Annotated in this window: 12 protein-coding genes; 3 read left to right on the forward strand and 9 right to left on the reverse strand. The window is 72.0% G+C overall.

Features of this window, described 5'->3' with window-relative positions:
- Nucleotides 1-252: 252 nt before the first annotated feature.
- From STRTU_RS24985 to STRTU_RS25000, 4 genes are all read right to left on the reverse strand, one after another.
- Complete coding sequence (locus STRTU_RS24985) at nt 253-717, reverse strand: DoxX family protein (protein WP_159746280.1); 465 nt, start codon at nt 715-717, stop codon at nt 253-255.
- Nucleotides 718-796: 79 nt separating this feature from the next.
- Nucleotides 797-2,833 (reverse strand): FAD/NAD(P)-binding protein, encoded by a 2,037-nt coding sequence (locus STRTU_RS24990; RefSeq protein WP_159746281.1) that lies wholly within the window; start codon nt 2,831-2,833, stop codon nt 797-799.
- 206 nt (nt 2,834-3,039) lie between these two features.
- Nucleotides 3,040-4,764 (reverse strand): alkaline phosphatase D family protein, encoded by a 1,725-nt coding sequence (locus tag STRTU_RS24995; RefSeq protein ID WP_159746282.1) that lies wholly within the window; start codon nt 4,762-4,764, stop codon nt 3,040-3,042.
- A 158-nt stretch (nt 4,765-4,922) separates the two neighbouring features.
- Nucleotides 4,923-5,567 carry an HNH endonuclease family protein gene (locus STRTU_RS25000; RefSeq protein ID WP_159746283.1) on the reverse strand — a complete coding sequence of 215 codons (645 nt, stop codon included), beginning with the start codon at nt 5,565-5,567 and terminating at the stop codon, nt 4,923-4,925.
- Nucleotides 5,568-5,778: 211 nt separating this feature from the next.
- On the opposite strand from STRTU_RS25000, the gene STRTU_RS25005 reads away from it, so the two are divergent.
- Complete coding sequence (locus STRTU_RS25005; RefSeq protein WP_159746284.1) at nt 5,779-6,537, forward strand: ABC transporter permease; 759 nt, start codon at nt 5,779-5,781, stop codon at nt 6,535-6,537.
- Between the two features lie 180 nt (nt 6,538-6,717).
- On the forward strand, nt 6,718-7,299 hold the full coding sequence (locus tag STRTU_RS25010) for a TMEM165/GDT1 family protein (protein ID WP_159746285.1): 582 nt from the start codon (nt 6,718-6,720) through the stop codon (nt 7,297-7,299).
- A 247-nt stretch (nt 7,300-7,546) separates the two neighbouring features.
- On the opposite strand, the gene STRTU_RS25015 is transcribed toward STRTU_RS25010, so the two are convergent.
- Together STRTU_RS25015 and STRTU_RS25020 are read right to left on the reverse strand one after the other, a co-directional pair.
- Nucleotides 7,547-8,209: an HAD-IA family hydrolase gene (locus STRTU_RS25015; protein WP_159746286.1), complete on the reverse strand. Its 663-nt coding sequence runs from the start codon at nt 8,207-8,209 to the stop codon at nt 7,547-7,549.
- Nucleotides 8,210-8,375: 166 nt separating this feature from the next.
- Nucleotides 8,376-9,290 carry a peptidoglycan-binding domain-containing protein gene (locus STRTU_RS25020; RefSeq protein ID WP_159746287.1) on the reverse strand — a complete coding sequence of 305 codons (915 nt, stop codon included), beginning with the start codon at nt 9,288-9,290 and terminating at the stop codon, nt 8,376-8,378.
- Nucleotides 9,291-9,852: 562 nt separating this feature from the next.
- Here STRTU_RS25020 and STRTU_RS25025 point away from each other — a divergent pair.
- Nucleotides 9,853-11,934 carry an MFS transporter gene (locus tag STRTU_RS25025; RefSeq protein WP_159746288.1) on the forward strand — a complete coding sequence of 694 codons (2,082 nt, stop codon included), beginning with the start codon at nt 9,853-9,855 and terminating at the stop codon, nt 11,932-11,934.
- Between the two features lie 43 nt (nt 11,935-11,977).
- On the opposite strand, the gene STRTU_RS25030 is transcribed toward STRTU_RS25025, so the two are convergent.
- From STRTU_RS25030 to proP, 3 genes are all read right to left on the reverse strand, one after another.
- Nucleotides 11,978-12,502 (reverse strand): GNAT family N-acetyltransferase, encoded by a 525-nt coding sequence (locus STRTU_RS25030; protein ID WP_159746289.1) that lies wholly within the window; start codon nt 12,500-12,502, stop codon nt 11,978-11,980.
- Nucleotides 12,503-12,568: 66 nt separating this feature from the next.
- A complete protein-coding gene (locus tag STRTU_RS25035; protein ID WP_018087982.1) occupies nt 12,569-12,901 on the reverse strand; it encodes an antibiotic biosynthesis monooxygenase family protein in 333 nt (110 codons plus the stop codon).
- 93 nt (nt 12,902-12,994) lie between these two features.
- Nucleotides 12,995-14,503 carry a glycine betaine/L-proline transporter ProP gene (gene proP, locus STRTU_RS25040; RefSeq protein ID WP_159746290.1) on the reverse strand — a complete coding sequence of 503 codons (1,509 nt, stop codon included), beginning with the start codon at nt 14,501-14,503 and terminating at the stop codon, nt 12,995-12,997.
- Between the last annotated feature and the right edge of the window lie 49 nt (nt 14,504-14,552).

Raw genomic sequence — 14,552 nt, forward strand, 5'->3', positions numbered from 1 at the left:
TCGGTGCGGCAGGGGCGGCCCTACAGCCATACAGCGTACGCCTGGCCGCAGTGGCCGAAAGTGTGGGGGTGGGATGTGCGGGAAGTGGCATTGCGTGCCGAGGGTCTGGGATGGACGTTATGGCCGTTGTCGTGGGAATGGCGGCCTGTGGGGGCGTCACCCCTGGACGCGGTACGGCCCGTACGGCGCGATCGCCATACGGGCCGTACGGGGCGGGTCGGGGGTGTCCGGCGCCCGCCTGGAAGTGGGGCGTCAGGCGGTGGAGGGCTCCCGCTGGGCGGCCGGGGCCGCGTCCGCTCGGCGGTCGCTGAAGAAGACCCGGTCGAGCGCCCATGCGCCGGGGCCGGTGCAGGCGAGCAGCAGGAACGCCCAGCAGTACATGGCGGAGGGCTCCCCGCCGTTCTGTATGGGCCACAGCGCCGAACCCTGGTGCGTGGAGAAGTACGCGTACGCCATCGAGCCGGAGCTGATGAACGCGGCGGCGCGGGTGCCCAGGCCGAGCATCACCAGGAGGCCGCCCGCCAGCTGGATCACCGCGGCGTACCAGCCCGGCCAGCTGCCCGTGGGGACGGTGCCGCCCTGACCCATCGCGCCGCCGAGGACGCCGAAGAGTGAGGACGCGCCGTGGCAGGCGAAGAGCAGGCCGATGACGATGCGGAAGAGCGCGAGCGCGTGTGGGGTCGATCTCTGGGCGAACGACGTGAGCGGTGCGGACATAGGGCGACTCCTACGGTTTCTGGGGACGAGGGAACCGTGAAGGGCACAGGTTAGGGACACCTAATCTGTACTTGCAAGTTCAACCTCTGGCCATGGGGGAGCTTTGGCCGGAAGCGGCCGTATCCGCCGCCGAAACCGCCCCTGTCGCCAAAACCACCCTTGCCGCCGCCGTCACGCCGTTAGCAGGGCTCACGCCCGCCCCCGGCCTCCCACTCGGGCCCGCGTCCGCGTCGTCGACCGCTGCCCGCAACGCCGCCCGCGCCACCGCATCCGTATCCGCCAAGGTGACCGACCCCACGCCGGGGCGCGCTCCGGCCGCCGTCACCCAGTGCACGCCCTCGGTCGGCACCCCGACCGCGAACCGCCGCGGATGGCGCCGTCCGTCGGCCCCGATGAGGTGGTACGGGCTCGGTGACACATCGAGCCCGCCGCTTTCGTAGCCGTCCACGGTGTGCGGCCGGGCGCCGCCCTCCGCCAGCAGCCGGGCCAGCAGCGGGTCCGCGGTACGCCGGACATCCGGTTCCGGCAGCCGCGCCTCGATCAGCGCCGCCGCCGTCACCGTCGAGCCCGGCACCTCCGGCGAGTACGCCGTGAAACCGGGCTCGTGGCCGTCGGCGGAGCCGGGCCGGACCGTCATCCGGGGGCCGATCACCTCCAGCACCCCCGCCTCGATCAGCGCGGTCATCTCCTCGATCCGGCGCCGCGGCGGCCCGATGGACAGAAAGGCGTTGAGCGGGGTGTACCAGCGGTCCAGGTGGTCGCGGCGGGAGGCGCCGGCCAGCCCGCCGTGGTCGACGATCTGCCGCAGTTCGTTGCGCAGATCCCGCAGCACGTCCAGGGCCGCCTTGACCGGGCCGGACACATTGTCCTGGCGGGCGTGTGCGGCGTCCTGCCGCAGATGGTCCAGCAGCCACTCCCGGAAGGCGGCGCGGCCGGTGAACGACCGCTCCGCGTGCGGCCGGGAGACCCGCTCCCAGTCCCAGCGCTCGGCCGGCGCGATCCCGAACGCGTCCAGCGCGGCGGCCTCTTCGGGGCCGCGGTGCGCGCTGTCCAGGAAGCGCCGCCGGAAACGTTCCCGGCAGAGAGGACCCGGCGCAGCGCCCGCACCCCGCCGCGCCAGCAGCGCCTCGTAGTAGACCGCTTCCACCTCCTTGGCCACCAGGGGCCACACCTCCGCCAGGAAGTCGGGCAGTTCACCGGCGTCCGCGCGCTTGCGGAAGGCCGCTATCACGTCCGCGGTGAGCAACAGCGGCAGATGACGGCCGTGTGCGCCCTTCGCGTTGTCGCCGCGCGCGTGGTACGGAACGCCGCGCCGGGAGCCCGCGTACAGCCGGGGTTCACGGCCGGACGGCAGATACGTCAGCGCCCCGTCGGTGCCGCGGACGAACCGGCCGCCCCGGGCCGTCGTCAGCAGCGCCATGTGATCGAAGAAGGTGAGGCCGAGACCGCGCAGCAGTACGGGACGGCCCGGCGCGAGCGCCTCCAGGCCGGCGCAGAGGTCGGCGGGGTTGGCGGGCGCCATATAGGCCAGCCCGTGCCCGGCGGCGTAGTCGGCCAGCTGCCGCTGCTCCGCGTCCGCGACGGTCGGCAGATGACCCTGGGCGAGGACCACCGCGCCCAGGCCGTGCAGCGTCCGGCCGTCGTCGAGGGTGAGGGACTGCGAGCCGTCCGGGGCCTGGGCCAGCCGCACCGCGCGGGCCGGGTGCGTCACGACCGTCACGTCCTCGGGAGCGGTGCGCACCGTCCGGTGGAAGAACCACTCCAGATAGTGCCCATACAGCGCGCGCCCCGGATAGTCGTCCGGGCCGGCGTCGCACCCCTCCCAGTCGTACAGGCTCGGCCCGGTGCGTATCGGGCCGGCGCACTCGACGCTGTCATCGGTGAACAGGGTGACCTGCGAGGCCACGGTGTTCATCAGGAGCTCGGGCGGCTGGGCGGTGCGCCACACCTGCCCGGCGCCGGGCGGCGCGGGGTCGATGACATGGACGGTCAGCCGGGAGCCGGGGGCCAGTTCGGCGGCCGACGCGCAGATCCGCTCCAGTACGCTCGTCCCGCGCGGCCCGGCGCCGACGACGGCGAGAGCGGATCGGTGGTCGGCGAAGTGGTCGGCGGCCAAGAGGAGGTCTCCCTCGGGCGGCGGACGGCCGGCCCGCGGGGGCACGGCCGCCCGGGAAGCGGGCGACGAGCGGATGCGCGCCCCATCATCACTGCCCGACCCCGTTCCGCAGCACCCGGGTGGGGCAAAAAAATCTGACGGATTCGCAGGTCGGACGCCCGGCCTCCGGGGCACGCCGGAGCCTCACGGACGCCGGAGCGCCCGCATCATCCCGACTTCGGCCGTTCGGTGCCCGCCGCCCGATCGCCCGCACCACCGGATTCCCCGCCAACTCGCGCATCCGCCAACGCAGCACGCCAGACCGTGACGAGCCGGACGCCGCCCCGCTTCTCCCGGCGGGTCTGGTCCAGGGCGAGCCGCGCCGCACGGCCCGCCAGCGTCAGCGTCATCAGCTGATTGCCGAACCAGGGACCGCCGGTGCGCCGCCACTTCACCGCCGGCCGGGGCAGCCGCCCGTGCCGGGCCAGCAGCTTGCCCAGCCACCGGCCGGAGCGGCTCCAGCCGAACCGGAAACCGGCCTGCAGCGAGCCGGGGATGCTGTTGTGGACGGGGGAGCAGGTCAGCTGCAGCACCCGGCTCGTGGGGTGCGGACCGGCGCCGCGCCAGTGCGGCTCCGCCACATACGCATGGTGCACGTCCCCGGACAGCACACACACCGTCGCCGGGGCGCCGGGACCGGAGCCGGCCTCGGCGATCAGCTCGGTGAGCGCGGTGAAGGATCCGGGGAAGGCCGACCAGTGCTCCAAGTCGGCGCGCTGGCGCAGCCGCTCGCTGCGGCGGGCCCAGCGGGGGCCGCGTTCACCGGCGCACAGCGCGGCGTTCCAGCCCTCCCCGGCATGGATGAGATGCGGCAGCAGCCAGGGCAGCGAACTGCCGAGCAGCAGATGGTCATAGCTGCCGCGCCCGTCCAGCATCGCCTGCCGCAGCCATTCGCCCTCGGTCTTGTCGAGCATCGCGCGGTGGCCCTCGTCCAGGACACGGGTGGCCCGGGTGTCGATCATGACCAGGCGTACCCGGCCGAAGTCGCGGCGGTAGCTCCAGCGCGCATGCGCCGGATCCGTGTCCGCACGGTCCGCGAACTCCCGCACCAGGTCCGTGGCGTCCGGCACCGAGCGCACCCGCGCGTACAGCTCGTCGGCGGCCAGTTCCGCGGGGGAGAGATTGCCCAGATGCTGGTGCACCCAGTAGGACATCAGACCGCCGAGTATGCGCTCGCGCCACCACGGCGTCGCGCGCATCCGGGCCAGCCAGGAGGCCGAGGTGTTCCAGTCGTCGATCACATCGTGGTCGTCGAAGATCATGCAGCTGGGGACCGTGGACAGCAGCCAGCGGACCTCCGGGTCGAGCCAGGACTCGTAGTAGAGGTAGGTGTATTCCTCGTAGTCGGCGACCTGCTTCCACGGCGGCTCGGTGAGGTCGCGGCGGCCGGCCAGTATCTGCGCGGTCGCCTCGGAGGTCTGGTCGGCGTAGACCTGGTCGCCCAGCAGGAGCAGCACATCGGGGCGCCGCCGTGCGGAACCGGCGGCCAGTGTGGCGGCGAGGGTGTCCAGGGCGTCCGGGCCGACCGGGTCGTGCCCCGCGTTCGAGGGCGTCGCGGACCAGCGGCAGGAGCCGAAGGCGAAGTCCAGGGGCTCCTGTGCGGAGGCGGGGAGGGTGCGGATCGTGCTCGCGGGGAAGCGGCTGCCGGGCAGTGGCCATACTTGCTGCTCGTCGTCGAGCAGCACCCGGTAGGGCGTCTCGCTGCCGGGTGTCAGACCGGTCACCGGGACCAGCGCGTAGTGGTGCCCGGCGACCTGCCAGGTGTGCTGTGCGCCGGCCGCCCCGTCGTCGCACCGGATGTGTACGGTGCACGGCCGGTCGGTCTCCACCCACACCGTCGCGCTGCCCGCGTCGACGTACCGCAGTAGCGGCCCCAAGCGCAGTCCGGCCATCGGGTGTCTCCCCTCGTCGTGGTCAGAGGATAGGAGCACAACGGGCGCGGCGGGTGGCCGGGAGGGCGGCGCGCCCGCCGACCGGTCATTTTCCGGCCGACGGGCACGCGGGATCGGCTGCCCCGAGGAGCGGGGCTCAGCAGCCCTGAGGAGCCAGGTCAGCAGCCGTCCAGGATCTTCTTCAGCGCGGCCTTCTCGGCGGAGTCCGCGGTCATGCCGTACTCATGCTTCACCCACACCCACATCCGGGCGTACTCGCAGTGGTACGACTTCTTCGGCGGCAGCCACTTCGCCGGGTCCTGGTCACCCTTCTCCTGGTTGAGGTTGTCGGTGACGGCGATCAGCTGGGAGTGGGTGAGGTCGTTGGCCAGGTCCTTGCGGCGCTCGGTGGTCCACTGCGCGGCGCCCGACTTCCAGGCCTCGGACAGCGGTACGACATGGTCGATGTCGAGGTCGGCCGGGTCGGTCCAGGTCGCGTCGTCGTAGGCGGAGACCCACTTGCCGCTGGTCACCTTGCAGCTGCTGTCCTGCTGTACGCCTGTGCCGTCACGCTTGAGCACCACTTCGCGGGTGTTGCAGTTCTTGCCCTGGTCGATCCAGTGCGGGAACTTGTCGCGGCTGTAGCCGTCCTGCGGGCCCTCGGCCTGTTCCTTGATGTCGGCGAGGTACGTCCGTGCGGTGGCGGCGTCCGGCGGGCTGGGCGGTGCCGCCTGGGCGGACTGGGTGCTGAGCGTCAGCGTGCAGACCAGGGCCGCGGCCGAGCCTGCGGCGAGGGAAACTCGACGCGCGTAGACCTTTTTCATCGAAACTCCCGGAATGTGGGGGGAAGTTGACGTGCGATGCGCACTCATGGTGTCGATGTGGGGTTTCCATGAGATGGGCACCAGGTAACAGAGTGACGACATGCCCACGTCAGTTCAAGGGTTGGCTGACGGAGTGCCACAACTGCACAGCGGCAATCCGGTTGTGTCGCTCCGGCGCATGCGCCCCGCATGCCACCCCTACAGTGAGCGCGTGCTGCTGCCGGTCAACACCACTCTCGGGATCGTCCTCGCCGTCCTGCTGATCGCCGCCGTGGCTATCGCCGCCCTGGCCCGCCTCGGCCACACCTGGGCCATCGCCGTCGCCGGACTGCGCGCCGCCGCCCAACTCGCCGCCGTCTCCTACCTCATCGGCTGGGTGGTGCACGCCCTTCCCCGGCTGATGGCCTTCCTCGTGCTGATGTTCGCGGTGGCGGTACGGACCGCAGGCCGCCGGATCACCCGGAACCGCACCTGGTGGTGGGCCGCCGCGCCGATCGCCGTCGGGGTCGTCCCGGTCGTCGGCCTGCTGCTGCTCACCGGCCTGGTGCCGCCGCGCGGACTCACCCTCATCCCCGTCACCGGCATCCTGATCGGCGGCGCGCTGACCGCCACCGTCCTGGCCGGGCGGCGGGCGCTGGACGAGCTGGAGACCCGGCGCGGCGAGTTCGAGGCGGGCCTCGCCCTGGGGCTGCTCGACCGTGACGCACGGATGGAGGTCGCCCGCCCAGCCGCCTCGGACGCGCTGCTGCCGGGGCTCGACCAGACCCGGACCGTGGGATTGGTCACACTCCCCGGTGCGTTCGTCGGCATGCTGCTGGGCGGGGCCTCGCCCGTGCAGGCCGGTGCGGTGCAGCTGTTCGTGCTGGTGGCTCTGCTGGCGGTGCAGGCGACGGCCTGTGCGGTGGTGCTGGAGCTGGTCGCGCGCGGAAGGCTGCACCGCGTACCCTTGACGGCAGCAGAAGGGGAGTAGCTCTCTGCCGGACCGTCGACATACTGCCCGCCCGTAGTGGCGAGCCGGCGCCCGGAGCGCAGTACGTAGCCGTACGGCGCCAGCGAGACCTTCGGCCGCAGTGTTTGACGCTGCCGTGCCGAAGCGACCCCTTTCCCGGGCCCCTTTGGTGCGGCCCGACCGATCGAGGTAATCCACCCCGTGTTCAGCTTCACCGTCGCCGCCGTCGTCTTCGGCGTCGTCTTCCTCGCCGAACTACCCGACAAGACCGCCCTCGCCGGCCTGATGCTCGGCACCCGCTACCGCGCCTCCTATGTCTTCGCCGGTGTCGCCGCCGCCTTCCTGGTGCATGTCGCACTCGCCATCGCCGCGGGCAGCGTGCTGACCCTGCTCCCGCACCGCTGGGTGCAGGGCGTGGTCGGCGTCCTCTTCCTGGCGGGCGCCGCCGTGCTGCTGTTCAAGAAGGACGACGACGAGGAAGAGGTCAAGAAGCCCGCCGACCAGAGCTTCTGGAAGGTCTCCGGGGCAGGCTTCATGATGATCCTGGTCGCCGAGTTCGGCGATCTGACCCAGATCATGACCGCCAACCTCGCCGCCCGTTACGACGATCCCGTCTCGGTCGGCGTCGGCGCCGTCCTGGCCCTGTGGGCCGTGGCGGGCCTGGGGATCGTGGGCGGCCGCACCCTGATGAAGTACGTACCGCTCAAGCTCATCACCAAGGTCGCGGCGGGCGTGATGCTGGTGTTGGCGGGGTTCAGTCTTTATGAGGCGGTCGGGGGGTAGGGGCCGCAGATTTTTTCCCCGCCGCCCACCCCCCTTCGGGGGGTGGGCGGGTGTAGAGGGGAGGTTTGGGCGCGGCTCGTCCGGCTGGGCACGGCTCGCTCGGCCTGGGGCGGCTCGTCCGGCTGGGGCCGTCGGGCCTGGCGGGGGGCTTTGGGGCGGGGCCAGGACATCCGTCCCCAGGCTGCCCCGCGCTGATCACGGGCGAGTCCAGGCCCCCCGGCCCCAGTCGTCCCGAGCCATCCCGCGCTCAGCCCGCGAGATGTACCGCGATCACGCCGTCCGGCCCCGCCTCGACCCGGACGCGGGTGAGGTCGGGCACCTGTGCTGTGGGGGCGAAGGCGGCCGCCCGTTCGCCGACGCCGATCACCCGCATGCCGGCCGCCCGGCCCGCCTCGATGCCCGCCTCGGAGTCCTCGAACACCAGGCAGTCCTCCGGGGCGAAGCCCAGCTCGGCGGCGCCCTTGAGGAAGCCCTCCGGGTCGGGCTTGCTGGCGCTCACGCTCTCCGCCGTGATCCGCACCGCCGGCATGGGCAGTCCGGCCGCGCCCATCCGGGCGTCGGAGAGCGGGATGTCGGCGGAGGTCACCAAGGCGTGCGGAAGAGTGGCGAGCGCGGCCATGAACGCGGGTGCGCCGGGAACCGGCACCACCCCGTCCATATCGGCGGTCTCCTGGGCCAGCATCCGGCGGTTGTCCGCCAGGTTGAGCTCCATCGGACGGTCCGGGAGCAGTGCGGCCATGGTGGCCCAGCCCTGCCGACCGTGGACGACCTGAAGGATCTCGTCGCCGTCCAGCCCCTGCTCGGTCGCCCAGCGGCGCCAGCAGCGCTCCACTACGGCCTCGGAGTTCACGATCGTGCTGTCCATGTCCAGCAGCAGGGCGCGAGCGGTGAGCGTGGTGGTGGCCGTCATCGGCGGGCTCCTGGGCACTACGGACGGTGCGGATCGCGCACGTGCGGAAAAACAGAGCGGTCCCGCCCGCCGGTCAGGGAGTGCGGGCGGAACCACTTTGTTTGTTCACGATACAAAACAGAGTCGCTGCCGACAAACGGGCTGGTCAGCGGCCTTCCCGCCACCCTTACGGTGTCTGAGTCCGGGACTCCAGGGACGCCCGGGTCGGTGCGCCGTAGACGCCGTCCGGATCGCCCGCCACCCCGTAGGCCCGCTGGTAGCGCGACACGGCGTCCCGTACATCCGCTTCGTAACGGCCGTCCTCCGGGCCGGGATACACCGCCAGCTGCCGCAGCCGCCCCTGGAGCTCCACCACTTCCGGCCCGCCGGCCCCCTCGCGCAACACGATCGGCCCGGTGGGCGGGGCGCTGGGGCTGTACGTGGCGGGGGAGTCCGAGACGCTGCCGGAGGCCCGGGTGGGGGCGGGAGGACGCGGGGCGGCCGGGGTCCGGTGGGGGTGCTCGTTGGTCTCGGGGGCGGTCGCGTCCGGCGACGGGGAGCGGGGCGAGGGCGGCGGGGTGGTGCCGCTCGGTGCGGGGGCGGACGCGTCGCCGGTGGGGAGGGGGACGTCGGGGGAAGAGGTGCCGCGGTCGGGCTTCGCGGCCCGGGTCGAGGCGTCGCCGGAGAAGGCATCGGTGCCGATCAGCACGGCGGTGGCGGCCACCGCGGCACCGGCGGTCAGCAGTACGGCCGGTAGCGCACGCCTGCGGCGCGGGGCGACGGGGGAGGAGGTCGGGTGGTGGTTCGGCACGTCCGACGTGCTGCACGTCCGGGAAGCCGGGCCGGGGCGGCGCCGCATACGGGGCACCAGGGCGTCGGCGGGCTCGGGGGTGAGGCGGCCGGTGGGCCCGGCTGCCGGGCGATCGAACGTCGGGGGTTCGCTGGTCCCAGCAGTCGGCGGCCCGGCGACCAGTGGCCTGGGGGCCAGGGGCGGCCCGGCGCCCACGGCCGGCCCCGTCGCGGACGACGAACCGTCCGCCAGGTGCACCGCCGCATCCACCCCAGGTAACTCATCCAGCGGGTCCCCCTGCCCGAGACCCACGTCACCCGCCCCGCCACCGTCGTCGCCCGCGTCCCAGCCCGCGTCCCCTTCCCTGCCCGCGTCCGAGCCCCCGTCCCCGCCCCCCCTCCGCCAGTGACACGTACGGCCGAACGTGCAGCGGATCGAAGTCGTCCGCTTCGGTCGCCGCACACAGGCAGCCCGGTCGGCCGTGGTCGCGTACGGGGGCGAAGCAGTGCGGGCAGGACTGTGCCGTCACGGGTGTTCCCCTCCCTGGAGGCATCGAACAGGCAGCGATTATCCAGACGCCGCACCGGTTCGCGCAGGCGCTCGAAGACATCCGCTCGGCAGACCCCGGGGTAGGCCGGCGTACCCCGGGCGCGCCTGGGAGACCCCGGCCCGCCGCGCGCCGCTCGGCGGGCCATATCCCGCCTAAACGCCCAGGATGGAAGAAATCCGAAGGAGAGGTACAACGGGAAAGGCGGTCCCGGCGGCGGCGGCCCGGCACCGGACGGATGGCCCGGCAGGGGACGGATGGCCCGGCATCGGGCAGGTGGCCCGGCACCGCAACACGCCGCTCCGCAACGAACGGAGGAAAACGCTCATGGCGCAGGACACCGGCGCTCCGGCCGCCGTCGCTGGCGAGGACCGGTCCCGGCGGACCGTCCTCGTCGCGATCGGCGCGCTGCTGCTCGGCCTGCTCATCGCGGCGCTCGACCAGACCATCGTGGCCACCGCGCTGCCCACGATCGTCAGCGATCTCGGCGGCCTCAACCACCTCTCCTGGGTCGTCACCGCCTACCTCCTGGCCGCGACGGCCGCGACTCCCCTCTGGGGAAAGCTCGGTGACCAGTACGGCCGCAAGAAGCTCTTCCAAACCGCCATCGTGATCTTCTTGATCGGCTCGGTGCTGTGCGGCCTGGCGCAGAACATGGGCGAGCTGATCGCCTTCCGCGCCCTCCAGGGGCTGGGCGGCGGCGGGCTGATCGTGCTGTCGATGGCGATCGTCGGCGATATCGTGCCGCCCCGCGAACGAGGGAAGTACCAGGGCCTGTTCGGTGCCGTCTTCGGCGCCTCCAGCGTCCTCGGGCCGCTGCTCGGCGGGCTGTTCGTGGACCAGCTCAGCTGGCGCTGGGTGTTCTACATCAACGTCCCCGTCGGCATCGTGGCGCTCGTCGTCATCGCCGCCGTACTGCACATCCCGCGCCACCGCACCCGGCACCGGATCGACTACCTGGGCACCGCGCTGATCGCCGCCGTCGCCACCTGCTTCGTGCTGATGACCTCGTTCGGCGGCGTCACCTATCCGTGGGCCTCCTGGCAGGTCGTCGGGTGTGGCGTCCTCGGCGTCGTCCTACTGGGCGCCTTCGTCCTCATCGAGCGGCTGGCCGCCGAACCCGTGGTGCCGCTGCGGCTGTTCCGGCTGCGCAGCTTCTCGATCACCGCCGTCATCGGGTTCGTCGTCGGCTTCGCGATGTTCGGCTCGATGACCTATCTGCCGACGTTCCTGCAGGTCGTACAGGGTGTCAGCCCGACCCTGTCCGGGGTGCACATGCTGCCGATGGTGTTCGGCATGCTGCTGGCCTCCACCGGCTCCGGGCAGATCGTCAGCCGCACCGGCCATTACAAGGTCTTCCCGATCGCCGGTACCGGTGTCGTGGCGATCGGTCTGCTGCTGTTGCACCACCTCGACATGGCCAGCGGCGTCGCCGAGATGAGCGCCTGCTTCTTCGTCTTCGGCTTCGGACTCGGTCTGGTCATGCAGGTGCTGGTGCTCATCGTGCAGAACGCCGTGCCCTACCGGGACCTGGGCGTGGCCACCTCGGGCGCCACGTTCTTCCGCTCCATCGGCGGCTCGTTCGGCGTCTCCATCTTCGGCACGATCTTCGCCGGCAACCTGGGCCCGCGGATCGCGGCCGCCCTCGCCGGACAGCAACTGCCGCCCGGCATCGACCCCTCCAGGATCGCCGAGGACCCGAGGACCGTCACCCAGCTGTCGGCCGGGCAGCGGGCCGGTGTTCTCCAGGCCTACGCCGTCTCGATCACCGATGTCTTCCTCTACGCCGTCCCGGTCGTCCTGGTGGCCTTCGCGCTGGCCTGGTTCCTCAAGGAGGAGCCGCTGCGCAGCAGTGTCACCGCGCCCGACGCCAGCCAGGTGCTCTCCTCCAACCCCGTGGAGCGGTCCTCGCGCGACGAGTGCGCCCGCGCCCTGTCCACCCTCGGCAGCCGGGAAGGCCGTAAGCACATCTACGAGAAGATCGCCGCGGGGGCCGGAATGGACCTCAAACCGGCCGCCGCCTGGCTGATCCTGCGCATCCACCGCTACGGCTTGGTGGAACCAGGGCTGCTCGCCGAACGCAGCACCGTGCCGATGGGCGTGGTCTCCGAGGGCGTCCGGCAGATCGAGGAACGCGGACTCGCCACCCGCGAGGGGCTGTTTCTGCTGCTCACCGGCAGTGGACGGGAAGCCGCGGAGCGGCTCGCGGCGGTCCGCCGGGAGTCGCTCGCGGAGATGCTGGGCGACTGGTGGACCACGGACCGGCCCACCGACCTCACCGAACTCGTCCAGGAGCTGACCGCCGAGCTGTGCGGCTCGGACGCGGAGGAGCCGCAGAACGGCGACGCCCGGTCGCCGCTGCCGCGCACCCATCCGCCCGCGCCCCATCCGCCGGACCTGGCGAAGTGAGCACGGCGGGCGGGGAGACGGGTCCTCGGCCCGCCCCGGACCGTCAACGCGCCCCGGCCAGCCGCTTCTCGAAGAAGATCTCCGCGTAAGGGTCCTCGTGATACGGCTCGATCTCCACGAAACCGTGCCGCCGGTAGAGCGCGACGGCTTCCACCAGATCCAGCCGGGTGTCGAGCCGCATCCGCCCGGCGCCCAGCCGCACCGCGGCCGTCTCGGCTGCCCGCAGCAGCGCGCCCGCCCCGCCCAGCCCACGCCAAGCGGCCCGTACGAACATCTGCTTGAGCTCCGCGGTGCGCGCGTCCAGCAGCCGCACCCCGGCACAGCCCGCCACCTCATCGCCGTACCGCGCCACCAGCAGCACCCCGCCCGGCGGTGCCAGATCCGCGCTCGGATACTCCGCCAGCCCCTCCTCGATCTCCGCCGGCGTCGAACGACGGTCCTCGTGGAGCGCGAAGTAGCGGTCGGCCACCTCGGTGTAGTACTCGCGCAGCAGCGCCCCGGCATCCGGCGAGCCGGCCGGTTCGGCGGCGACGGCCCAGGGGAGACGGAGGGTGGCGGCGTCACTCATGGCGCCATTGTCGCGGCCGGTCCGGCAGACCACGCAACGGATTCAAGGTGACGCCGCCGGCGCCGCTCAGCCCTGCTTCGGGCCCGCCTGCTGCACCACCTCGAACGACCACAGCGTGGAACCGGACGCGGCCGGCTTGGGCCGCTCCCCGCCCTCGGCCCCGCCGCCCTGCTGGTGCGCGGCCTTCATCGGCCCCTCCATCCACGCCTGGAACGACTCCTCATCCCGCCACCGGGTGTAGACGAGGTACTGGTCGGTGCCCTCCACGGGGCGGAGGAGTTCGAACCACTCGAAGCCGTCCGAGGAGTCCACGGTCCCGGCGCGCGCCGCGAATCGCTTCTCCAGGACCTCCCGCTGCTCGGCGGGGACGGTCAGTACGTTGATCTTTACGATGCTCATGTCGCCCATCGTGCCGCACGGTGCCCGAGGGACGCGAAGGGCCCGGCCGGAAACATCCGGCCGGGCCCTGTGACGCATGGGCGGTCCCGTGGCTCAGGCCGTCGCGTCGGCCTTGGTCGTGGCGTGTGCCGTCTGCCGGATCTCGTCGGCCTCGGCCTCGGTTTCGACGGCCGGCGGGGAGCCGGGGAGCGGCTTGCGGGCGCTCTCCGACATCAGCAGGACGGCGATGCCGCCGATCACGGCCGCCGCCATCATGTAGTAGGCGGGCATCATCTTGTTGCCGGTCGCGCCGATCAGGGCGGTGACCACCAGGGGCGTCGTACCGCCGAAGAGCGATACGGAGACGTTGAAGCCGATCGACAGCGAGCCGTAGCGGACCTTGGTCGGGAACAGCGCGGGCAGCGTGGACGGCATCGCCGCGGTGAAGGTGACCAGCAGCAGGCCCAGCGCGGCCATGCCCAGGGCGATGGCGGCCAGCGACCCCTGCCGGATCAGCAGCAGGGCCGGAATGGACAGCACCAGGAAGCCGATGCAGCCCGCGCCGATGACCGGACGGCGGCCGAAGTGGTCGGTGAGCCGGCCGGCGAACGGCTGGACGCCCATCATCAGGACCATCACCGCCAGTACGACCAGCAGCCCGTGCGTCTCGTCGTACTTGAGCTCCGAGGTCAGATAGCTCGGCATGTAGGACAGCAGCATGTAGTCCGTGACGTTGAAGACCAGGACCAGTCCGACGCACAGCAGCAGCGCCCGCCACTGGCCGAAGATCATCTCGCGGATGCCGATCCGCTTCTCGGCCTCGCGGCGCGCCTTCTCCTTCGTCCGCGCCTCCTTCTCCAACTGCGCGAAGGCCGGGGTCTCTTCGAGCCGCATCCGCAGGTAGAGGCCGATGATGCCCATCGGACCGGCGATCAGGAACGGGATGCGCCAGCCCCAGGACTGCAGGTCCTCGGTGGACAGCAGGGCGGTCATCAGCGTGACCAGGCCGGCGCCGCCGACGTAGCCGGCCAGGGTGCCGAACTCCAGCCAACTGCCCAGGAAGCCGCGCTTCTTGTCCGGCGCGTACTCGGCGATGAAGGTGGAGGCGCCACCGTATTCACCACCGGTGGAGAAGCCCTGTACCAGGCGGGCGACGAGCAGCAGGATCGGTGCGCCGACGCCGATGGAGGCATAGGACGGGATCAGGCCGATGGCGAAGGTGCCCGCCGCCATCATGATCATGGTGATCGCGAGGATCTTCTGCCGGCCGATCCGGTCACCGAGCGGCCCGAAGACCATGCCGCCGATGGGACGTACCAGGAACGCCGCCGCGAACGCTCCGAACGTCGACAGCAACTGCGCGGTCTCGTTCCCGGACGGGAAGAAGACATGTCCGAGGGTGACCGCGATGTAGCTGTACACGCCGAAGTCGAACCACTCCATCGCGTTGCCGAGCGCCGCGGCCGACACCGCGCGCTTGACCATCGCGGGATCGACGACGGTCACCTCGCCCGAGTGCTGCGCGGAGGCCGCCGCGCGGTCCTTCGGGGAACCGGCTGCGGTATCGGCTCGACTGCCGACGGGGTGACGGGGCCCGGGGGCGACGGGGGACTGCGTCGGCACGTGCTCGCTCGCCTGCGCTCTCTTTGGACGACAACATGACACCGCCCGC

Source organism: Streptomyces tubercidicus, assembly GCF_027497495.1.
Classification (GTDB): domain Bacteria; phylum Actinomycetota; class Actinomycetes; order Streptomycetales; family Streptomycetaceae; genus Streptomyces; species Streptomyces tubercidicus.